Annotated in this window: 19 protein-coding genes; 11 read left to right on the top strand and 8 right to left on the bottom strand. The window is 70.5% G+C overall.

The features are described 5' to 3' along the window. Positions 1–23: 23 nt before the first annotated feature. Positions 24–1175, bottom strand: coding sequence for a S1 family peptidase (locus BJ965_RS00820; RefSeq protein ID WP_184906860.1), 1152 nt, complete (start codon positions 1173–1175; stop codon positions 24–26). Between the two features lie 713 nt (positions 1176–1888). Here BJ965_RS00820 and BJ965_RS00815 point away from each other — a divergent pair. Beyond that, the gene (locus BJ965_RS00815) at positions 1889–4702 is read left to right on the top strand and encodes a tetratricopeptide repeat protein (RefSeq protein WP_184906859.1); all 2814 of its coding nucleotides are present in this window, start codon (positions 1889–1891) and stop codon (positions 4700–4702) included. Positions 4703–4753: 51 nt separating this feature from the next. Here BJ965_RS00815 and BJ965_RS38910 read toward each other — a convergent pair whose 3' ends face one another. Beyond that, positions 4754–5458 (bottom strand): hypothetical protein, encoded by a 705-nt coding sequence (locus tag BJ965_RS38910; RefSeq protein ID WP_246545802.1) that lies wholly within the window; start codon positions 5456–5458, stop codon positions 4754–4756. Between BJ965_RS38910 and BJ965_RS00805 the strand changes: the two genes are divergently transcribed. Both BJ965_RS00805 and BJ965_RS00800 read left to right on the top strand, forming a co-directional pair. Continuing rightward, on the top strand, positions 5445–5858 hold the full coding sequence (locus BJ965_RS00805) for a hypothetical protein (RefSeq protein WP_184906858.1): 414 nt from the start codon (positions 5445–5447) through the stop codon (positions 5856–5858). The two genes, BJ965_RS38910 and BJ965_RS00805, sit on opposite strands and share 14 nt — an antisense overlap. Continuing rightward, on the top strand, positions 5855–6487 hold the full coding sequence (locus BJ965_RS00800; RefSeq protein WP_313666674.1) for a hypothetical protein: 633 nt from the start codon (positions 5855–5857) through the stop codon (positions 6485–6487). Before BJ965_RS00805 ends, BJ965_RS00800 begins: the two co-directional genes overlap by 4 nt. A 154-nt stretch (positions 6488–6641) precedes the next feature. On the opposite strand, the gene BJ965_RS00795 is transcribed toward BJ965_RS00800, so the two are convergent. Both BJ965_RS00795 and BJ965_RS00790 read right to left on the bottom strand, forming a co-directional pair. Beyond that, a complete protein-coding gene (locus BJ965_RS00795) occupies positions 6642–7211 on the bottom strand; it encodes a DUF6328 family protein (protein WP_184916617.1) in 570 nt (189 codons plus the stop codon). 49 nt (positions 7212–7260) lie between these two features. Beyond that, positions 7261–7980, bottom strand: coding sequence for a DsbA family protein (locus BJ965_RS00790; protein ID WP_313666673.1), 720 nt, complete (start codon positions 7978–7980; stop codon positions 7261–7263). Between the two features lie 232 nt (positions 7981–8212). Between BJ965_RS00790 and BJ965_RS00785 the strand changes: the two genes are divergently transcribed. The 4 genes from BJ965_RS00785 to BJ965_RS00770 all read left to right on the top strand — a co-directional run bounded on the left by BJ965_RS00785 (position 8213) and on the right by BJ965_RS00770 (position 12871). Continuing rightward, positions 8213–8416 (top strand): cold-shock protein, encoded by a 204-nt coding sequence (locus BJ965_RS00785; protein WP_030850640.1) that lies wholly within the window; start codon positions 8213–8215, stop codon positions 8414–8416. A 750-nt stretch (positions 8417–9166) separates the two neighbouring features. Continuing rightward, on the top strand, positions 9167–10123 hold the full coding sequence (locus BJ965_RS00780; protein WP_142156253.1) for a GlxA family transcriptional regulator: 957 nt from the start codon (positions 9167–9169) through the stop codon (positions 10121–10123). Positions 10124–10242: 119 nt separating this feature from the next. Beyond that, positions 10243–11241, top strand: coding sequence for a type I glyceraldehyde-3-phosphate dehydrogenase (gene gap, locus BJ965_RS00775; protein ID WP_184906856.1), 999 nt, complete (start codon positions 10243–10245; stop codon positions 11239–11241). A gap of 307 nt (positions 11242–11548) precedes the next feature. Then, on the top strand, positions 11549–12871 hold the full coding sequence (locus BJ965_RS00770; RefSeq protein WP_184906855.1) for an aldehyde dehydrogenase family protein: 1323 nt from the start codon (positions 11549–11551) through the stop codon (positions 12869–12871). Between the two features lie 39 nt (positions 12872–12910). On the opposite strand, the gene BJ965_RS00765 is transcribed toward BJ965_RS00770, so the two are convergent. Together BJ965_RS00765 and BJ965_RS00760 are read right to left on the bottom strand one after the other, a co-directional pair. Further along, the gene (locus BJ965_RS00765) at positions 12911–13975 is read right to left on the bottom strand and encodes a fatty acid desaturase family protein (protein ID WP_184906854.1); all 1065 of its coding nucleotides are present in this window, start codon (positions 13973–13975) and stop codon (positions 12911–12913) included. Between the two features lie 106 nt (positions 13976–14081). Next, positions 14082–15605: an alpha/beta hydrolase gene (locus BJ965_RS00760; protein ID WP_184906853.1), complete on the bottom strand. Its 1524-nt coding sequence runs from the start codon at positions 15603–15605 to the stop codon at positions 14082–14084. Positions 15606–15728: 123 nt separating this feature from the next. On the opposite strand from BJ965_RS00760, the gene BJ965_RS00755 reads away from it, so the two are divergent. Next, positions 15729–16673: a helix-turn-helix domain-containing protein gene (locus BJ965_RS00755; protein WP_184916614.1), complete on the top strand. Its 945-nt coding sequence runs from the start codon at positions 15729–15731 to the stop codon at positions 16671–16673. Between the two features lie 50 nt (positions 16674–16723). On the opposite strand, the gene BJ965_RS00750 is transcribed toward BJ965_RS00755, so the two are convergent. Further along, positions 16724–17113 (bottom strand): thiol-disulfide oxidoreductase DCC family protein, encoded by a 390-nt coding sequence (locus tag BJ965_RS00750; protein ID WP_184906852.1) that lies wholly within the window; start codon positions 17111–17113, stop codon positions 16724–16726. Positions 17114–17617: 504 nt separating this feature from the next. On the opposite strand from BJ965_RS00750, the gene BJ965_RS00745 reads away from it, so the two are divergent. Beyond that, positions 17618–18118, top strand: coding sequence for a hypothetical protein (locus BJ965_RS00745; protein WP_313666672.1), 501 nt, complete (start codon positions 17618–17620; stop codon positions 18116–18118). 20 nt (positions 18119–18138) lie between these two features. On the opposite strand, the gene BJ965_RS00740 is transcribed toward BJ965_RS00745, so the two are convergent. Further along, positions 18139–18921 carry a family 16 glycosylhydrolase gene (locus BJ965_RS00740; protein ID WP_184906851.1) on the bottom strand — a complete coding sequence of 261 codons (783 nt, stop codon included), beginning with the start codon at positions 18919–18921 and terminating at the stop codon, positions 18139–18141. Between the two features lie 304 nt (positions 18922–19225). Here BJ965_RS00740 and BJ965_RS00735 point away from each other — a divergent pair, with 304 nt between their 5' ends. Further along, positions 19226–19948 (top strand): alpha/beta hydrolase, encoded by a 723-nt coding sequence (locus BJ965_RS00735; RefSeq protein WP_184906850.1) that lies wholly within the window; start codon positions 19226–19228, stop codon positions 19946–19948. 425 nt (positions 19949–20373) lie between these two features. After that, entirely contained in the window at positions 20374–21585 is a 1212-nt protein-coding gene (locus BJ965_RS38900; protein ID WP_246545801.1) for a C40 family peptidase, read from the top strand.

Here is a 21585-nt window from a genome sequence, read left to right as displayed (position 1 = left end):
CCGCCCTGGATGCTGAGCAGTGGTCAGGCCGTGTGCAGTCGCAGCCCGTACCGGTTGAGGATCTCGTTGACCGGCTGGTGCCAGGTCTCCCCGCCGCTGCCACAGTTGCCCCAGCCGCCGGAGGTGACGCCCTGCGCCTGGTCGCCGCTGATGAAGGAACCGCCGGAGTCACCGGGCTCGGCGCAGACGCTCGTCTTCGTCATCTGGTGGACGGCGCCCTGGCTGTAGTTCACCGTCTCGTTCTTCGCCAGCACGGTGCCGCAGTGCCAGTGAGTGGTGGAACCGGAACGGCAGACGGAGGCACCCACCGGCGCCTCGGTGGAGCCGCGGACGAGCTGGTCGGAAACGGTTCCCCAGCCGAGCACGACCGGCACGGTCCACCAGCCGCTGCCCACGTTGACCCAGGCGTAGTCGTTGCCGGGGAACGACGATCCCTGGAAGTTGCCGACGTACGACCGGTCCCAGCCGTACACCGCCGCACTCGGTGAGCCGCAGTGCCCGGCGGTGACGAAGCCCCCGTGCACGGAGAAGCCTATGGAGCAGCGGACGTTGCCGGTGTAGTACGGGTCGCCGCCCACGGTGCCGGCGGCGAAGGTGCGCGGTGCGGCGGGAGTCTGCCGCACCGTTACGGGACCGGCCCGGCGGGCCCGGGTGAGGAAGGCCCGGACATCGTTGTCGTCCCGGTGCGCGGAGACGACGTCCACGACGACCCTGTTGGCCTTCGGATCCACATGCCAGCTCCCGACTCCGGCGGGCGCGGACAGCGCGTCGATGCTCTTCTTCGCCGAGTCGAGCTGCCGCGCGCTGTACCGCACGAGCTGTACGGACGCGCCGGTCGCTCGTACCGCGTCGGCGTGCGCGGCGCGGGCCACCGCGACGGTGAGTCTGCCACTGCCGGCGTCGTACCAGGAGCCGCCGTAGGCCGAGCCTGCGGCATCGCGCGCCTTGCGTTCGACTGCCGTCGCGGTCTTCTCCGCGGCCAGACGCGCTTCGGCCTCGTCCCGGGTCAGCCCCAAGTCGCGCTGCATCGCGGAGAGGAGAGCCGAGGAGGCCGGAGCTTCGGTGGAGCGCGCGGGAGTGTCGGCGGCGGAGGCGGGCAGGGCGCCAGCGGTCGCCCAGGCGCCGAGCAGGAGCAGTGCGGACAGTCCGGTGCGCAGGGTTGTGGTGCGTCTCAAGGGATGCCCCTTCGTTGTTCCAGCAGGGTGGGGGTGGAACAGCAGAGCTTGAGAGCGCTCTCGGATACGCGCGGCAGAGCCTAGCCCGTGATCATGAAAAGGTCTATGCCTGTGCCCAGGGGCTCGGCGGCCAACTGATGGCAGGACGAAGGGGTGCACGCGATAGCCGAAGAGCGGGCATCTGTCCCTGCTTTTCACGTTCTGCTCCCGGCGACCTGTTTCCGTCTGTACCTCTGACATCACGCGTCGAGACAAGGGGGGACGCATGCAGCGCGCAAGGCGTTGGGCCGTCACGGTGTTCGCGGGAGCGGCCTCGTTCGTGGTCTGTCTGTGGTCGGTCCGGGCGGCACCCTTGGGCTTCCTGCCCAGAGCGGAGGCAGACCGGTGGGTGGTGGCGACGGCGTTCGCGACGACGGTGACTGCGCTGGTCGGAGCGGCGGCCGGCCGGTGGGCGGCGGAGAGGGGACAACCCGCCACCGTCTCCCCGGACGGCCGCGCTCCGGACACGCCAGGCCCGCCCCGGCCCGGACCCCAGGTGCAGCAGGAGGCGACGGCGTCGGATGCCGCCAGGATCACGCAGGTCGCAGGGCACCGAGACCCCCGACGCGCCGACCCCGAGGAGCGCCCCCACAGGCTGACACAGCGCGCGACGGCATCGGGCCGGGCAGGCATCACCCAGGTCGGCGGGAGCGACGGTACGACAGGTCCCGACCATGGGGATCGGTAGGAGCAGGGCCGCGCGGTCCCAGGCCGCCACGGCTTCCGGGCACGGCCATGTGATCCAGGTCAGCGGCAGCGGCAACACCGTCTGCGCGGCGGGCCCCGCGGACCCGGCGCCGATGCTGCGCCTCCCCGCGGAACCGGCACACCTGGCAGGCCGCGAGAAGGAAGCCGAGGCCGTACTGGCGCTGCTCGCCCCCACCTCCCGTGCGCGTGCCGCCACCGTCGTCTCCGTGCTGTCCGGACTGCCCGGCATCGGCAAGACCGCCCTGGCACTCCACGTCGCACATCAGGCCGTGGCACGGGGGTGGTTCCCCGGCGGTGCCGTCTTCCTTCACCTGCGGGGCCACGACCCGGCCGGTCCGGTCGGCGCGGAGGAGGCCGTCGGCACGCTGGCGCGGGTCCTGTGTGTGGACGACGCGATGACACCGGACGAGCAGACCGGCCTCTGCCAGGCCGCGCTCAACCGGCTCGCCGACGAGGGCAGGGCGGTGCTGCTCATCGCCGACGACGCGTCCAGCGCCGCCCAGATCGAACGCCTGGTGCCCGCCCGCTCCGAGCACCGACTGCTGGTGACCTCCCGTCACCTGCTCACCGGCCCCTCTCTGCGGGCTCGGCTGTTCGGCTTGGACGAACTGGCACCACGCGGCGCCGCGGATCTGGTCGCCGAGACGCTGAGGCATGCCCGCCCCGACGATCCGCGGCTGCAGGAGGCCGACGCGATCGCAGAACTCGCCGGGCACTGCGGACACCATCCGCTCGCCTTGCAGATCGCCGCTTCCCTGCTCACCACCGACCCCGGCCGGGCCGTCGCCGCCCTCGTCGCCGAACTCGCCGACGCCCACACCCGCCTTGACGTGCTGAGCTACGAAGACGGCGGGCACACGACAGCGGTCCAGGCGGCCTTCCGCCTCTCCTACCAGCGGCTGCTCCCGCATCACCGCCAGTTGTTCCGGCAGTTCGCGCTGAATCCCGGTCCGAACACCAGCACGGACGCGGCGGCGGCACTCTGGGGGCAGCCCCGGGCCCGGACGCGCAACGGCCTTGCCGCGCTTGCCCGGGCCGGACTGCTGGCGGAGCAGCCGGTGGGCTCGGAACGCTGGCGCATGCACGATCTCCTGCGCGTCTACGCGGCCAGGCTGCTCGAAGGCGACAGCGCCACGTGGCGAAGTGCCGCCTTCAGCCGCCTGCTGAAGCACTGCCGAAAGCTCGTACAGGCGGCGAACGCACACCTGCACACCTATGACGACGGACCCCTGCCGGACGACTTCCGGGACCGCGCACACGCGGTGCGGTGGCTGGAGGAGGAACGGGCCAACCTGATGGCACTCATCGCCCGGGCCGCGGCTACCGGACATCCCCGTGCGGTACTGGACCTCCAGGAGAGGATGCGCCCGTTCCTGCTCAGCCGGCGCAGTTACGCCGCCGACGCCGTGACGGTCACCCGGCTCGCCGTCGACTGCGCCCGCGAGATCGGCCATCCTTGCTGTGAGGCCACCGCCCTGAACCACCTGAGCCAGATCCTCCCGGACTGCGGCAGGGTGGAGGAGGCGGTGGAGGCCGCTTCGAAGAGCCTGGACATCAGCCGGACACGCGGCGACCGGACGCGCCAGGCCGTGGCGTTGACCAGCCTCGGTGCCTCGCTGCAACGCGCCGAGAGGTACGAGGACGCCGTGAAGGCCCACACCGAGAGCCTGGTCCTCAGCCAGGAACTCGGCGACCAGGGCTGCATCGGCGAGGCGCTCATGGGCCTGGCCGACACGCTCCACGAGACACACCGGTACGACGAAGCCACCGGGGTGCTCACCGAATCCGTCCGGCATTTCGGCGCGATGGGCGACTGGCATGCCGAGGGCCTGCAACTCATGCGTCTCGGAGACACGTTGTTCGCGATGAAGCGGTCCACCGAAGCCGTCGAGACATTCCGCCGTGCCCTGGCTCTGTACCAGGAGCGCGGCGACGAGCACCACCAGGCCATCGCGCTGCAACACCTGTGGTCGGTGAGCGACATGAGCGCGGAGGAGGCGGTGGACAACTACCAGCGACTCGTGGCCGTCTGCCACAAGGTCTGCGACCGCGCGCTGGAGTCCGTGGCGCTGAACGCCCTGGGCGACAGGCTGGATCAGCTCGGCCGGTACGAGGAGGCCGTCGCGGCCTACCGGGAGGCAGCGGCGATCCACGAGGAGCGTGACGAGGAACGCCTGTTGGTCACGGTGCTGAAGAACCTCGGTATCGCACTGCGTACGGCCGGGCGCATCCCGGAGGCCGTCGAGGTGCACGAGCGTGAGATCGAGCTGGCCCGGGCCCGGGGTGACAGGCACAAGGAGGCCGAGGCCATGGAACGCCTCGCCGTGACCCTGAGATGTGGACGCCGCCGACTGGAGGCACTCGAGGCCCGCGTCCGGGCGGTCGGCATCTACCGCGAGCAGCAGGACACGTGGTGCGAGGAGAGAGCACTCGGAGTCCTGGGCCTACGAGTTCGGGACGCACCACGAGCCGACAGGACCAAGGCCGGGTACAACTGGGTCCTGACCCATCTGCCCCCGAGCGACGTGGTCGGCCAGGAGGACAGGATCCTGATCGCACTCACGGTCATGCACGCGCGAGCGGGCCATGTCGTCGCCGCCCTCTGGTCGTGGGCGGGCCTGACCAAGCTGATGGGGAGACGCCTGGACGAGGGCGGGAACCAGGTTCCGGAGCAGTACCTCCACACCTTGATGCACCTGATGAAGACCGCCTTCTTCGGCGTCCACCCCTTCCAGGCACTCGTCTCCCTGCGGAACAGGCTCCGCCGACCGACTACTTGAGCCCCGTCGAGCAGATCGTAGAAGGGGCAACGGCGGGGGAACGTTCCTGCTCTAGTGACTCAGCAGTGCTGCAAGACGGGCGGCCGTCTTCTCGCCCGCGCGTTGTTTGACCAGGCCTTCTTTGGCGGCAGCGCGGAGCTTGACCTCTGTGCCGGCCTCCGTGCCCCTTCTCACCAGCGCCGTGACCACCACGGGATTCAATCCGCCGACACCGCCACCGGCCACGACCCGGATCATCTCCTGGTCCCTTCCGGAATCGACATGCAGGGCCCTCCCCGGCCGCCCTGCCCCGGCCAGGACTGTGATGACGCGCTGCACGGCTTCGTCGAACGGCAAGGGGATGACAAGCTCGATCTCATGGGCGTTCTTCCTCAACAGCCGAGCCACGAGACCGGTCAAGCGACCACTGCCCCCACTCACGGCACCCAGCGCAGCAAGCTCTTCAACCAGGATCTGGTCCTCGCTCCGGTCCACGCGTCTCCCTCTTCCACTGTCCGACCTGTCTCCGCCGCCGGCGCCACCGGCAGCGAATCCGTGTGACGGCGCAGGTGGTGCGGGCCTAGCCTTCGGTCCATGACCTTCCAGGACGACGACCCCGACGGCAAGTCCGGCGTGACCGTCCGCTGCCGGGACGACGCGGCCGTAGGCATCAGGTCCTGTGACCGGTTCAGCTTCGACGCAGACGCCGTGCACCATGTCGGCGGCAGGATCTGCCGGAATCGCGGCGTGGCCGGGGACTGCGATGACATCCGGCATCCGCATCACCTGGACGCTGGGGGCACATGGATGGGCCGAGTGCACCCTCGAGGATCATCAGGCGAAAGCCGAGCTCACAGCGTCCTACATCACCAGTGCGCCCGAGGAGTTCCTGACCGGGGTGGCCCGGCTCGTCGCGGGTGAGACGGAGACCTGTGCCCAGTTCGAGGCCGAACCGACCGCCTACCGGTGGATTTTCCATCGTCGCGGCGAGGACGTCCGGGTCCGCGTGCTGGAACTGCGTGACGGCAGCGATCACGACACCAGGGGGACCGCACGGTGCCGGCGAGCACCACATGGCGGGCACGTTTCCTTCGGGTCAGGAGGGCAACCCTCGGGACGCTTGATCGGTCTGGTGTGCGGAACCGGAAATTCAGCAGTACTTTTCAGCCAGGAGTGACCTTGAGCCTCGCCGACCGCCACATCACGGCTCTCATGCGGCAGATCACGACCCAGGACGTGATCGAGCTCGTCCACCCGTTCGCCGAGTGGCAGACGTTCGGCGCGCTCGCGTACATCGCGGAGTGCTACGGGTTCCGCTACGCCGACGTCCGCCTGGTCGGCAAGCAAAAGATCGCGCACATCCATCTCGTCCGGGACACGAGCCCCCAGGCGCAACAGCGCGCGGCGGCCAACAGTGCGGCCTTCCCCGACCCCGGCCCCGGCCGCCCGGTCCCGGGCATGTACCTGGGCTCGCTCACACCGGTCCCCGAGGCGCAGGCGGACGTCGACCTGATCACCACGCTCATCCGGTACGACGCGGCCGGCGCCGCCGCCAACCGCAGGCAGCTGCTGGCCATGGCGTGGGCGGGACCGGCGCTGTTCCTGCTGCTGGCCGTGGTGACCGGGAAGTACGCCGTCCTCCTGCCGCTCGCCGTCCTGACCCCGGCGTTCCTGCTGGGCGCACTTCGGATCAACGTGACCCGGCGCGCGAAACTGGGCGAGCGACTGCTGGCCGCCGGGTGCACGCCGGTGCGCGACGATGCGGGACGGGAGCGCTTCGTTCGTCCGGTGTCCTACGGGGTGTAGGCCGACAAGGCCTTCAAGACGACCCAATCCTTGGGCGGTCCCGGGCGGATGACGGTCGAGCAGTCCAACTGCTGCCGATCCTGTGGCCATCCGCGCCGGTACCGGAAGCGCAGTCCTGCCGAGTACTCCTCACCGCCCTGGGCGTGTTCGTCCCCTACGCGTCCGAGGTGCGGGAGCGGCGGTCCCCACGACGTCGCAGATGCAGCGGCAGCGCGTACCAGCAGAGGCCGAACCACAGCATGACCCCGCCGACGAGCACTTCGGCGAGAACGCCGGGCACGACGAAACGGAGTATCAGCAGGAGCGTGCAGCCGATGGTCAGGGCGAGAAGGACCATGCCGCACATCATCAAGCGGCCGGCGGTCTCCACCACCTCGTCCTTCATGCGCTGACCGGACAGGAACCGGTGGATGGAGACGGGGGCTATGAGCGCTCCGGTGGCCGCTGCCCCGAGCACCACCGTGGCGACGTAGATGGCGCGGTCCAACGTCTCCAACTCCCGGAACAGGGGGGTGAAGGCCACGCTGAGCAGAAAGCCGAAGAGGATCTGCACGCCGGTCTGGGTGACCCGGGTCTCCTGCAGTATCTCGTTCCAGCGCCGGTTGACCCGTTCCCGCGCTGTCTCGGGCGCCTCGGCACCGGGTCTCGCACTCGGGCTGTGGTGCTGCGCGCAGCACGCGGTGCGCTTGTCGTCCGGCCCGACGGGCTGCTCCGTCACGGTCATGGCATCCTCCCCTGTTCCAGAGCATCCGCTTGCCCCGCCGTCGGGCGTTTCAAGCAGGTGTTGACGCAGCCACAGGGAGAGGAGCAGCGCCCCGCGTGTCAGCCACGGATTGGCGTGGATCTGTTGCAGGAGTTGGGCGAAGACGGTCCCGTCCTGAAGGATGCCGTTGGTTTCCGCGGGGGATCCGCTTGTCGTTGATCACTGCGGTGGGTGTGCCTGGCCCTTCGGGCTCCGCCGCCCCTCCGGCCCGCTCGTAGGCCTTCTGCGAAGCGGCCACGAAGTCCCGGTACCTCATGGATTTGACGGCCGCGTCGAACGCCGTGCTGCGCAGGCTCTCCACTTGGCCGGCCGGCTTCAGCAGGTAGGCGTCGGTGTAGCCGTCGACGCTCTCTTCGGGCTGGTTGAGATAGAGCACCTCGTGGTACTCCACGAACTTGCCCTCCTTCAACGCCGCGCGCAGTGCATTGACCGCCTTTTCGGATCCGCTGCCGCCGACCCGGTCGTCGAGGAAGGAAGCCAGGGTGTACTGCGCTGTCGCGTGCCGGTCGATGACCGCCTTGCGCAACTGCGGACCGCCGCCTGAGGTCTCGAACTGCCCGCATACGGGGCAGCGCAGGTCTTCGTAGAGGTGCACCTTCACCTTCGCGTCGGGATCGCCGACGGTGATGGTGGTGCCGTCCGCTCCCAGCTTCTCCGGCAGGTCCTCGGCACTCTCGAACGCGGGCCGCCGCTCGGGCGGCAGGCCACCGCGATCGTGTCCGTGGTCCACGGGGCGCCGATGTGCCGGCAGACGAGGGTCCATGCCGGGCAGGGCCTGAAAGAGCCTCGTAGTCGATGGGGGCAAGGAACCTGATCGAGTGAGCGTTCGGTGTGCCGAGACTGGCGGAGGTCGGATAATCGGCGGCCGAGGGGGTAGAACGGTCGGCGGGTGCCTTCCTGTGACGGACGGCCCCACCCACAGACCAGCCGGGACCTCTCGGCGATAGTGAAGGACGATCAGCATGGCCAGCGGCACCGTGAAGTGGTTCAACGCCGAAAAGGGCTTCGGATTCATCGCCCAGGACGGAGGCGGCCCGGACGTCTTCGCCCACTACTCCAACATCACCGGCAACGGCTACCGGGAGCTCGTCGAGGGCGAACCGGTCACCTTCGACGTGACCCAGGGCCAGAAGGGCCCCCAGGCCGAGAACATCGTGCGAGGCTGACGAAAGAGTATCCGTACCGCCCCGCGAGAGCCACGGTGCCGTGCGGCACCACTGGTGCGGGGTAGAGCGCTTCGGTGGCTCGCGAGGGCTCATGATCCAGTGAGTGCTGGTTCACACCCTGTCCTCGCAGCGAGCACGAAGGGGTCCGGCTGATGCCGGGCCCCTTTCCGCAGTCCGTAGATCGCTCATCCCGTCGCCGACCGGCGCGCTTTTCGCGCCTGCCCGGGTTCCTCCCCCTACGTGTCCGGTCGCGGCAGGTCACCACGTGTGAGCCCTCCGGGAGCCGGCCCCCGGAGGACCCGGCAGGGCTAGCTGCCCAACCCTGCCGGGACCCGGGTTGCCAGCTGGACTCCGGCCAATCCTGATCCCGACGAGGGTCGGGACGCAGCCGCAGCACGCAAGTGAGCATCCGGTTCCCTCTTCGCAGAGCCGGGCCTCACGGCCCGCGCAGGGGAAGCCGCCGAGTGGCCGACGACGCCCCACTCTCTGCGGCCCCGAGGCGGCCCCGAGGCGGCCCCGAGGCGGCCCCGAGGCGGTCCCGAGAGGGACCGCCCCATCCGGGAGCCCCGCAAGCCCACCCTGACGGCTACACCTGCCGCACCCGGTGCCCGGGGCGAGACACTGCAGGCCGTCCGCAGTGCCGTCCGTGCAGGGTCGGCGCGGCCCCCAGGACGATCGCCCGGCTGCTGTCGCCCCCCCCCGGGCCCGGGCAGAGGGCGGTCGACGTCTTGTCCCACGTAGCCTCTCTCCGTGCAGTCCTCCCGTCTTCATCGCGTCGCCGTCCTTGTGCTGGAGGGCGCGAAGCCGCTCGACGTCGGCATTCCCGCACAGGTCTTCACGACGCGCGCGAGCATGCCGTACGAGGTGCGGGTGTGCGGGGCGACGCCCGGCCTCGTGACCGGCGGCGACGGACTCGCGTACCACGTCGCCCATGGCCTGGACGCGCTGGCGTGGGCCGACATCGTCTTCGTCCCGGGCTACCGGCATCCGGACCGCGAGGACCCGCCGCGGCCCGTCGTCGACGCGCTGATCGCCGCCCATGCGCGCGGCGCACGGCTTGCCGCCATCTCCACCGGCGCCTTCGCGCTCGCCGCTACGGGCCTGCTCGACGGCAGGCGCGCCACGACGCACTGGCACTACACGCGCGCCCTCGCGGCCAGACATCCGCTGATCCAGGTCGACGAGAACGTCCTGTTCGTCGACGAGGGCAGCATGCTCACGTCGGCCGGCGCCGCCTCCGGCATCGACCTCTGCCTGCACATCCTGCGCGGCGACCTCGGAGTGGCCGCCTCCAACCACGCGGCCCGCCGTCTGGTCGCGGCCCCCTACCGCAGCGGCGGACAGGCCCAGTACGTGCCGCGCAGTGTGCCCGAGCCGCTCGGCGAGCGTTTCGGGACCACCCGCGAGTGGGCGCTGCGCAGGCTCGGAGAGCCACTCTCCCTCGACCTGCTGGCGCGGCAGGCAGGGGTCTCGGCGCGTACGTTCTCCCGACGTTTCGTCGAGGAGACCGGCTACACACCGATGCAGTGGGTGATGCGCGCCCGTATCGACCGGGCCCGTGAACTGCTGGAACGCTCCGAGCGCAGCGTCGAACAGATCGCCGCCGACGTCGGGCTCGGTACCGGCGCGAACCTGCGTCTGCACTTCCAGCACATCCTGGGCACCACACCGAGCGAATACCGGCGCACCTTCACCCGGGGCGAGTAGCCATGGCGGCTGTCGCAGCGCCTGCCATGGCGGGATCCTTTTGAACCATGGCGATCGCGCCACTGTCGGCGGCCCGAGCGGCGGGCGAGCCTGGTGGGGATAAGGAAGGGACATCACTCATGACTCGCATCGCCATCAACGGATTCGGCCGCATCGGGCGCAACGTGTTGCGCGCCCTGCTGGAACGCGACAGCGCCCTCGAGATCGTCGCCGTCAACGACCTCACCGAGCCCGCCACGCTCGCCCGGCTGCTCGCCTACGATTCGACGGCGGGCCGCCTCGGGCGTCCGGTGACCGTCGAGGGGGATGCCCTCGTCGTCGACGGCCGCCGGATCAAGGTGCTGGCCGAGCGCGAACCGGCGCAGCTGCCCTGGGCCGAACTCGGCGTCGACATCGTCCTGGAGGCCACCGGCCGCTTCACCTCGGCGAAGGCCGCCCGCGCCCACCTCGACGCGGGCGCGCGCAAGGTGCTGGTCAGCGCGCCGTCGGACGGCGCCGACGTCACCCTCGCCTTCGGCGTCAACACCGACGCCTACGACCCGGACCTGCACACGATCGTCTCCAACGCCTCCTGCACCACCAACGCGCTCGCCCCGCTGGCGAAGGTGCTCGACGACCTCGCCGGCATCGAGCACGGATTCATGACCACCGTGCACGCCTACACGCAGGAGCAGAACCTGCAGGACGGTCCGCACCGCGACGCCCGCCGCGCCCGGGCCGCCGGCGTGAACATCGTGCCGACCACGACCGGCGCCGCGAAGGCGATCGGCCTGGTCCTGCCCGGCCTGGACGGCAAGCTGTCGGGCGACTCGATCCGCGTACCGGTGCCGGTGGGCTCGATCGTCGAACTCAACACGACGGTCGCCCGCGACGTGACCCGCGACGACGTGCTCGCCGCCTACCGTGACGCGGCCGAGGGGCCGCTCGCCGGCGTCCTCGAATACTCCGACGACCCGCTGGTCTCCTCGGACATCGTGGGCAACCCCGCCTCGTCCGTCTTCGACGCCGCTCTCACCCGCGTCGACGGCCGCCACGTGAAGGTGGTCGCCTGGTACGACAACGAGTGGGGCTTCTCCAACCGCGTGATCGACACGCTGCAGCTCCTCGCCGCCGGCTGACGGGACGCCGTGGCGCGGGCAGGGGCGCACGTCGCGCATCGCGGGCCGGCGCCCCGCTGTTCGGCGTCCTACCGCGCCGGGGGAAGAACGGGCCTTGAGAGGGCGATCCCACCCTCACCCCACTCTCAAGGCCCGTTGGGGCGTGTATCCGCGGCAGCGACATGCCGTGAACGCTGTGCGCGCGTGTCCCCGGCGGGGCCTGCGCCTGCTGTGACACACGGCACGCATGTGGTTCGGAAGCGGTGGAATGCGGAAGAGCGGTCAGAAGGTTGGTATATACATCCGACTGCGAGTCTGCGAGGAACCCGTGAACCACTCCGCCCATGAGCAGCCTGCCGACGTCGTCGCCCGTCTGCGCGCCACCTTCCGCGGCGGCCGTACCAAGCCCCTCGAATGGCGAACGGCCCAACTGCGCCGACTGCGCGACATGCTCACGGAGAACGGCGCGGACGTGGCCGCCGCTCTCCACGCCGACCTCGGCAAGAGCGCCACCGAGGCCTACCGCACCGAGATCGACTTCACCGTCCGCGAGATCGACCACACCCTCGATCACCTCGCCGACTGGCTGCGTCCCGAGCCCGCCCCGACCCCGGCCCACCTCGGCGCGGACGTGACGGTTTGGACGCAGTACGACCCTCTCGGCGTCGTCCTCGTCATCGCGCCCTGGAACTACCCGGCCCAGCTCCTGCTCGCCCCGGTCGTCGGCGCCCTGGCCGCGGGCAACACGGTGGTCGCAAAGCCGAGTGAGCTGGCCCCGGCCACCTCCGCCGCCATGGCCCGGCTGCTGCCCGCGTACCTCGACACCGACGCGGTCGCCGTGGTGGAGGGCGGCGTTCCCGAGACCACGGCCCTCCTGGCGGAACGGTTCGACCACATCTTCTACACCGGCAACGGCACGGTCGGCCGTATCGTGCTGCGCGCCGCCGCCGAGCACCTCACCCCGGTCACCCTCGAACTCGGCGGAAAGTCACCGGCGTTCGTCGACCGCGACACCGACCTGACCGTCGTAGCGGAGCGGCTGGCCCGCGGCAAGTTCCTCAACGCCGGACAGACCTGCGTCGCCCCCGACTACGTCCTGACCGACCCGGAGACCTCGGCAGCGCTGGAACCGCTGCTCGCGGACGCCGTGAAGGCGCTGTACGGCAGCGACCCGGCCGCCTCCGGCGAGTACGGGCGGATCATCAACGAACGGCACTTCGACCGGCTCACCGGGCTGCTCGACTCCGGCCGCACCGTCCTGGGCGGCACGAGTGACCGGACGGCGAAGTACCTCGCGCCCACCGTCCTGGCCGACGTCGACCCCGACGCCCCCGTCATGCGGGAGGAGATCTTCGGCCCCATCCTGCCGATCGTGACGGTCCCCGGCCTCGACGAGGCGATCGACTTCATCAACGACCGGGACAAGCCGCTCGCCCTGTACGTCTTCACCGAGTCCGACGGGACGCGGCGCCGGTTCGCCGCCGAGACCTCCTCGGGCGGCCTGGGCCACGGCCTCCCGCTCGCCCATCTCACCGTCTCCGACCTGCCGTTCGGCGGGGTGGGGGAGAGCGGCATGGGCAACTATCACGGTCGCTACTCCATCGAGACGTTCAGCCACCGCAAGGCGGTCCTGGACAAGCCGCTGCGCTGACGCCCTCGGCAATCCAGCCTCCCGGTCCAGCCGGTCGGGTCAGCCTTCTGCCGGGGCGCGCAGCGGCTCGCCGACGCTCCTGAGGTGGCGCAGCGCCTCCCGGTGCGAGGCGATCAGCCCCGTCCGGTGGTACGGGACGCCCAGTTCCGCGCAGTACCGCTCGGTGATGACCTGCGCCCTGGCGAGTGCGGGGGTCGGCATGCTGGGGAAGAGGTGGTGCTCGATCTGGTAGTTCAGCCCGCCCATGAAGGCGTCCACCAGGGCGCCACCCCGGACATTGCGCGAAGTGAGGACCTGGCGGCGCAGAAAGTCCAGCCGGGTCCCCTCTTCGATCATCGGCATCCCCTTGTGGTTGGGTGCGAACACCGAACCGAGGTAGATGCCGAACAGGCCCTGATGGACGGCCAGGAAAAGCAGCGCCTTGGCGGGGGAGAGGACAGCGAACAGGCCGCCGAAATACAACACGAAGTGCGTCACGAGCAGGGTGCACTCCAGTGCGGGCCTTTTCACCGAGGAGCTTTTCAGAGCACGGAAGCTGCTGAAGCTGAGATTCAGACCCTCCAGGGTCAGTAGCGGGAAGAAGAGCGCGGCCTGGTGCTTTCCGACGAAACGCGGCAGCCCCCGGGCCTTGCGTGCCTGCCGGCGCGACCAGACGAGAATGTCCGGTGAGACGTCCGGGTCCTTGCCCTCGTGATTGGGGTTCGCGTGATGCCGGGTGTGCTTGTTCATCCACCACCCGTAGCTCATGCCCAGCAACAGGTCGGCGACCAGCAGCCCCCCTGCCTCGCTGGGCCGTCGACGGGAGAAGACCTGTTGGTGGGCCAGGTCATGGGCAGCCAGTCCGAGCTGCCCGAAGACCACGGCCAGCGCCACGGCGACGAACAGCTGGCCCCAGCTGTCCCCCAGTGTGAGAAAGGCGGCGACGCACCCCCCGAGAGCGAGGGCGACCAGCCCGAAACGAACGGTGTAGTAGAAGGGGCGGCGCCGGAGAAGTCCGGCCTCCGCTATACGCCGGGACAATTCGGAGAAGTCACTTCCCCTGGTCTTCTCCTGATGTTCTCTTTGCGTCGACGGAGCCACCGGAAGCGCCATGGATTTGGTCATGGCGATCAGTATCCAGATCATTCTCCGGCGGCAGAATGGCGTTCGCCCCCTGGCTGAGGTGGTGTTGGCGCCACCATCTTCCGGGGGGAACACCGCAGCCAGGGCGTCAGCCGGTCAGGTGAGCGACCACCGAGCGCATCGCCTCGCGCAGGGCAGGCAGCGTCTCCTCCGGCGGGTCGATGGTCTCGAACCCATGGTGGCCGTTGGGGACGTCGACCAGCTCGAGTCGCGCTGCACAGCCCTGGGCCGCGGTCACGAACGCGTCGACCGTCGCGGCGATCTCGGGCGCCTCTCGCCCGGCGCGGAGGAGGACGACGGGCAGGGACCCCGCTTGACCGACCGCCCGGGCGGGGTGGAAGCGGCTGCCGGACATCCCCCACGCGGGCAAGGGGGCCAGGACGGGGTAGGAGGCGGCCAGGCAGCGCAGCCAGGCGGGGGGCTTTGCCAGCCAGTCCGTGGTGAGGAGCCCGCCGCCGGAGAAGAACCACAGGGCGATCCGGTCGCCGTCCACCCGGGGGTCGGCCCGCACCAGTTCCACGGCGGCGGCGATGTCCGCGGCGGCGCGGTCGTAGTCCGCGATGTCGTGGAGACGATGGTCGACTGTCGCTCCGACGATGCCCTCGGCGGCGGCCAGACGGGCGTAGCCCACCAGAGTCGGCCACTCACGCGGGCTCGGGCATGCTCCGGCGGGCACCGGCCCGCCGTGCACGACGAGCACGGCCGGTCGCGGGCCCTCGCCGTCGGGGACGTACAGATCGACATGCCCCTGACGGTCGCGAGGCAGCTCGGGCACGTCCATCGGGAACGGGCGCAGGTGGGCAGGCGCCGGCGCATCGTCGCCGGCCGGCCGCAGGCGATGCCCCTCACCGGCCGCCGCCTCCAGCAGGACGTCCGCCAAGGCGTCCGGACAGGACAGCATCGGCCAGTGCCCGGTGGCAAGTTCGAAGAAGGTGACCTGAGGTTCGGTGAGGGCGGCCAGGGCGGGGTCGCCGAAGTCGACGAGCCTCTGCACCAGATCGATCCGCGCCCCGTTCCGGGCGCACAGCACACCGGTGACGGGAACCGCGGCCACCGCTCCGGTCAGCCGCAGCGGCTGGAACAGGGTGCCCAGCGGCTGTGGCGCCGCCAGGGCGGTCAGCCGCTCCAGCGCCGCCTCGCCGACACCGGCGGTACTGCCCCAGCGTGCCCACTCGCCATGGGCCGGTGGCGCCAGCACGCCCTCGCGCTCACCTGCCTCGGCCCGTTCGGCCAGCTGCGCCCGCAACGCCTGGTCCGGTACGGCCGCCAGCGCCGGAACACCGTTCTGCGGCATTCCGCAGTCCAGGTACACGACCCGTGTGATGCGCTCCGCCCGGCGGTCGGCGGCACCGAGCACCGGGTGGATCCCGTAGTCGTGACCGACGAGCACGATCTCCGGCCCGGACGTCATGTCCACCGCGTCGATCGCCGCGATCACGTCCTCGATGTGCGTCTCCAGCCCGACCTGCGCCGGCGGGGCGGGCCGGGCCGGGTCGATGCCCGTCAGTGGGACCGCGTGCACCGCGCTGCCCGACGCGACCAGCCGCGCGGCCGTCTCCTGCCAGACATGGGCCCCTGTGAACGCTCCCGCCACCATGATGAACACCTGCACAATGCCCTCCCCGGACTCGTCGGATGGCGCCGCGCCGGTCGCGTACGCCCTCGTCCGCGGGGCACGGCTCCTGCCTTGCCCCGCGCACCGGTACCGTAGGAACTCCCCTTGAGGGAGGTTCAACTGTCCACGTCGCACGAACCGCTGTGGAGCATCGGGGAACTCGCCGAGCGCGCCGGTGCCACCGTGAAGACCGTCCGCTTCTACTCCGACCAAGGCCTGCTCCCCGAAGCCGCCCGCAGCAGTGGCGGACACCGCCGCTACGGCCCTCGGGCACTGGAACGACTGCAGCTGATCCGTTCCCTGCGCACCCTCGACCTGCCCCTGCCCGAGATCCGCCGCGTCCTCGAGGACGAGGACACAGCCGGCCGCGCACTGGAGAAGGCCGTCGACAGCCGCCTGAGTGAGCTCGGCAGTGAACTGAAGGCCCTGCGCTGGCGGGAAGCGGCACTCCAACTGGTGCGGGACTGTCCGCCGGATCAGCGCGCCGACCGGCTGCGGCTGATCGGCGCGCTGAACACCCCGCCGAGCACCGCACCACTGGCCAGGTTCTGGCGCACCTGGCTGCCGCCACGGATGCCGCGCCCGGCAATCGCGGCATTCCTGGAGGCGGCCGTCCCCCAGCCGCCCGACGAGCCGCACCCGAACCAGGCCCTTGCCTTCGCCCGGCTGCACGCGATGACGACGGCTCCCTGCCCAGGAGGCCGGCAGCCCCAACCGGACGTACACCGAACAGCGGGCGCCGGTGGCGCCGCCCTGCTGTACGAGGGCCTCGTCGAGGCATTCGAACTCGCGGCCCCACATGTGCGCAGGGCACACGACCCGCATCCGGGCGAGGCCCTGGACGCCTACGTCGCGGCATACGCGAGCGCCTACCGCAGCCGCGACACCCACGCCTTCCGCCGCCTGCTCGCCGTCCGCCTGTCGGCCGATCCGCGCCTGAACCGCTACTGGGAACTCACCGCCATCGTCCTGACTCCGCCGGGCGGCAGTCCGCAGCCGACCCCCGGCTCAGCGGACGACTGGCTGCGCGCGGCACTGCGACGGGACAATGCCCAGGCGGCGTGACGGGCGTATCCGCCCGGTCGCGGCGCGGAAGTCGCCGAGGACGTCGCAGGCTACGTCCCGTGCGGCTTCGCTCCGGGAACCGCACACGCCGCCGTCCCTCCGGGCAGGCGCCCGCGGTTGTCCGCCACCAGACGGTAGACGGCACGGGCGGCCCAGCGAAGGGGCGGCAGGCTGAGCACCGCTCCCACGACCGACCACACGCCGCCCGCGCTCAGCAAGATCTTCGCCACGGCCTGCGCACCGCCGTACACCCGCCCGGTGGGCGTCACCCACAGGACCTCGTGGTGAGCCCGCTCCGCCGTGACGCCGAGCGACGCGAGATCCGCGCGCTGCCATGCCACGGCGTCGCACCGGGGCCGCACCAGGCGCTGGGCGACGCCCACGGACGTGGTGCAGAAGCCGCAGTCCCCGTCGAAGATCAGCACTGGTCGCGTTCTCACCCCTCCATCGTGGCGCACCCGCGGCCGAACCGGTCCTCGGAGCGCCGGCGGAGGCGATCGGGAGGGAAGTGGGAGGGCCGGTCATGGAACTGATCACGGGTGGGCAACACTTGATCAGGGGACGCCTTCATGGGGCGGGCCAGGGGAGAGGCGGTGAGGGCGAGTGAGCGAGCAAGGCGGCCGCGACTGGGTGTGCATGACCCCGGACGACTTCGACCGTGACGCGCCGCCCCGCCCTGAGGTGGACGGACGGATCCCCGCCGAACTGGACGAGTGCGGTACGGCTCCCCTCTTCGGCGACGAACCGACTCCGGCAAACACCGGCGCGCCCGCGTCGCGCCCTGTCCAACATGGCTATCAGGCACGGTTGTTCTGAGACGTCGCAGAGTCCGCGGGCTGTCCCGCGGCCGGCGCTGTGCACGACGTCGTCAAAGACCCAGCCCGTGGTCTCCGCTGGTGCTCCGCGAGGTCATCCAGGTGTGGGCCGGTGCGGGAGATGTCACAGTGATCGTCGTGACCTTGATGGATCTGCTCGTCGACTTCGCTCGGACCGGCCGGATCGGTCCCCTGCACTGCGGCATGCCGCTGTCCGAGGCCGAGGCGCTCCTCGGACCAGGGCGCCCGCACCCGGCGATTCGGATGAGGGGGCCGGATATCGACGGCTACCCCTATGCCTGGGACGGCCTGGAGTTGGCCACTGCTCAGCGCCTCGTGAGCGAAATCTCCATCAGGCTCTGGCCGGGGTCGACGACGAAGCTGCCGCCGCTGCTCCTGCCGGAACCGGAGTCCTGCTCATCCACCGTTCTCCGTGCGGATCTGATCGCCGGTCTTGACGCAGTGGGTTGCGGTCACGACGCCGACGATCGCCTGACGTTCGGACAGCAGTCCAGCATCCTCACCCGACCTGCCGGCGTCTGTGCGGTGTTCTTCCCGTCGGATCGAGACGACCACATGTCTCCTCGCGAGCACCACCGTCTTGGCGTCATCTACAAACATTCCGCGTGACATCGTCCTGTGTCGGCGGCCTACGGCTGGTGATCGCTCGCAGCGGGGGTCGGGTTGTCCTCGCACGCGCCCGTCGTCATGTCAACGCGTGTGCTTGCTGTGACGGGCCGCCGTACGACCAAGTGGCTCACCTCGTACGACATCTCGGTGGTCTCCGGCTGGGGCGGCGGGTGGTAACGCCCGGCGCATACAGAGAGGTTGACGATGAGATAGGCGTACCAGGAGCGGCCCACGCCTCGTCCGTCGGCGAAGACCCGCCTGCCGTTGAGCCACCAGTCCACCGATCGGGAGCCGAACACGGTGCGGAGGTCCACCCATGCGCCCGGTTCAACCGCCTCGGCATGGTGGTAACGGTTCGTGTGGCGCACGTGGTTGGTGAATTCGAGGAGGTCCGGGTTGTCCGGGTGGTACTCGAAGACATCGATTTCCTGGTCGCCGTCCCGCCAGGTCCAGATCGCCGGCCAGGCGCCGACGTCCTTCGGAAGCCGTACGCGGGCCTCCAGTACGTCCCCGGCGCGGACGGTGAATCCCTCCTGGCTTCCCTCCGTGGTGAGCAACCCGGTGTTCCACCGGCCGTCCGGTCGTCGCCTGGCGCGGAATACGCCTGATCGGCTGTATGCGCCGTCGGGCACCAAGTAGTCGAGCTTGTCATCGCGCGGATTGACCGGTCCACCTCCGGGATAAGCCCACGAACGGCCCGCGACCCATTGGGTGGTCGAGGTGAAGTCGGCCGTGAAGACGACCGAGGTGGACAGCGGTACGCCAAGCTCCGAGGCCGGACTGTCCGGTAAGGGTTCGGTCATACTGAATGTCTCACCGGCTGGTGGCCGAGTATTCATCCCCTTCCCATCTTTGCGGCATCCTTAGCTCTTTCAGGTGAAGAACCATCCCGGTGCGACTATGGGGTGAGGCGCGCAGCCCCGGAAGCACTGCGAAAACCCTTTGCCCGACGACGGCGACCGTTGCTAATCTCCCGCAGACCGTGCGAGAGGACGAGGAGGTGGTACCTGTGAACGCAATGCCGACATGGGTGCTCTCCTTCGGGGTCACGGTCGGGCGATAGATCGTCCGGGAGCGCCGCTCTGAGCCCTCCCGAAAGGCACGACCGTGCAATTCACTTCCGAACAGCGTTTCGACGACGGCGTCCTCCAGCGCGAATTCACTCTCGGTGAGATCCCCGGGACCCTGTGGACGTCCGGAATCGCACCGGCCCCGCTGGTCCTCATGGCCCACAACAACGGGCTGCCCAAGGCCGATCCCCGGCTGGTGGCCCGGGCCCGGTACACCGCGGCGCGCGGCTACGCGGTGGCCACCATCGACGCGGCCGGATGCGGTGACCGCCCCAGGTCCGCCGCCGAGGAGCGGGCCCGTGCCGACCTCCGGCGGGCGCTGCAGGCCGGTGAGCCGGTTGACGAGATCTTCGAATCCCTCGTCGGCCCGATGGTCGAAAAGGCGGTCCCGGAATGGCAGATGACCTTGGACGCCCTCCTTGAGCTGCCCGAGATCGCAGGCCCGGTCGGGTACTCCGGAGGGTGGACCGCCCTCGGTATCCGGCTGGCCGTGGTCGAGCCGCGTGTCGCGGCCGCTGGATTCTTCGCCGGCGGCTTCGTGCCCCGTGCCCAGCGGGAGGAGGCCCGCCAGGTCACCATCCCGCTGCTGCTTCTTCTGCAGTGGGACGACGAAGGAAACCCCCGCCGACGGGCCTTGGACCTGTTCGACGCCTTCGGCAGCAAGGAGAAGACGCTGCACGCCAACCTGGGAGGGCACACCGGCACCCCGTGGTTCGAACTGGAGGACGGGTGCCGGTTCTTGGACCGACACCTGAAGTGAGGCCGGGCCGTCCGGCGGGCAGCAGGCGGTAGCCGGTGCCGACCGGGATGCCGCCGTCGAGGACGGTCACGGCCCTCCTCGATGGCGGCGCGTTCGGCGACGCCAAGGCGCGACAACGGGGTGTCGGGTGACCGCGCGCGTTCGGACGGTGAAGGGAGGGATCAAGGTCACAAAAGCATATCGGGGCATTTGCGGCTTCGATCTTCACGGAAGACACACAAGTTCGTTAAGTTGGCCACTGTCTGCGCGAGTTCCGCCGTTTGACGGGCGGTCTCGCGCACTCTCGGATGAAAGGAGCGCCCTCTCCATGGCGTCGGAACGAACCTCGCGCCCCGGAAGGACAGGCTTCGCGGACAAGGCCGACTCCCTTGCCCCGCAGGCCCTCACTGCCGAGGCCCGGCTCTCACGGTCTGCTGGTGCTCCCGTTGGCGACTGAGAGCGAGGCGCCGAGCCCTGACGAGGTCCGTCGGTATGTCGACCGCCTCTACGACAGGGCCGAGAGCGACACGGGCAGGTTCAACGCGACCCGCGCCGCCGCGATCCCGCGCCAGCGGGGCACGGCACCCGGCGACCGTGCCCCGGAGGACGCGGAACCCGCGTTCGGATCCCTTGCCCGGCAGTGGTTCGACGCTGCCCGGGCCAAGCTGGGCCCGGTGGTGCCGGCGTCGCTGCCGGACAAGAGGTTGCCGGCCCGTCCCGACCGCGCGCCCCGGGCGGCGGGCCCCGGGCGCCCCGCCGAACGACCCGCGGAGCCCCTCGCCCTCGAAGCGCCCGAGGCGCCCACCCGTGCGGTGCGGGAGCTGACCGGCGGAGCGGCTCGGACACCGACGACTGCCGTCCTCCCGCAGTTGGCCGGCCGGCCCACCGCACCGGCGGCGGTGAGCGATTCCGGGCAGGGGGAGAACCGTTGGCGCGCCGACGCGCACCTGGCCCCGGGCGGCGACATGGCGGCATGGCCGCTGTACGAACCCGCCCCGGCACCGGAGCCCGCCCCCGCCCCCGGCCCGGCTCCCGCCCCGCAGCTCGCTGCGGCGTCGGCCACCGGTCCAGACCCCACCACGGCTTATGGCGCCGCTCTGCCGGACATCACCGCCCCTGCCGTGGCGGCCCCTGCTCAGGCGCTGCCCGTCGAGTGGGGCACCACGCTCGCCCCCGCCGCGCAGACCGCGGCTCCCGTCCCGGCGTCACCGGTGGTCTCCGCGGCACGCGAAACCGCGTACACCACCGTCCCATCAGCCGCCTACGGTGGATCCTGGCTGTCGTCCGATGCCGGCCACAGGTCCCAGGCGGAGCGGGTGATCGCCTTCGCCCGGGCGCAGATCGGTCGGCCCTGCGTATGGGGCGCGGTCGGGCCGGGATCGTACGACGCCCCCGGTCTCACGCAGGCCGCGTGGAAGGCCGCGGGCGTCACGCTTCCCCGGACCGCCGAGGCCCAGTGGAGAGCGGGAATGCCGGTCTCGCTCGCCGACGTCCAGGTCGGAGACCTGGTCTTCTTCCACGACGACCTCCGCCACGTCGGCATCTGCAGCGGCGACGGCACGATGATTCACGCACCGGGACCAGGAGCGCGCATCCAGGAAGAGTCGGTGTTCTTCGCCGGCCAGTCAGCGATCAAGGGCGTGATCCGCCCGGCCTGA

This window comes from Streptomyces luteogriseus, from assembly GCF_014205055.1.
Taxonomy (GTDB): Bacteria; Actinomycetota; Actinomycetes; order Streptomycetales; family Streptomycetaceae; genus Streptomyces; species Streptomyces luteogriseus.
This window is presented reverse-complemented; position numbering and strand designations above follow the sequence as displayed.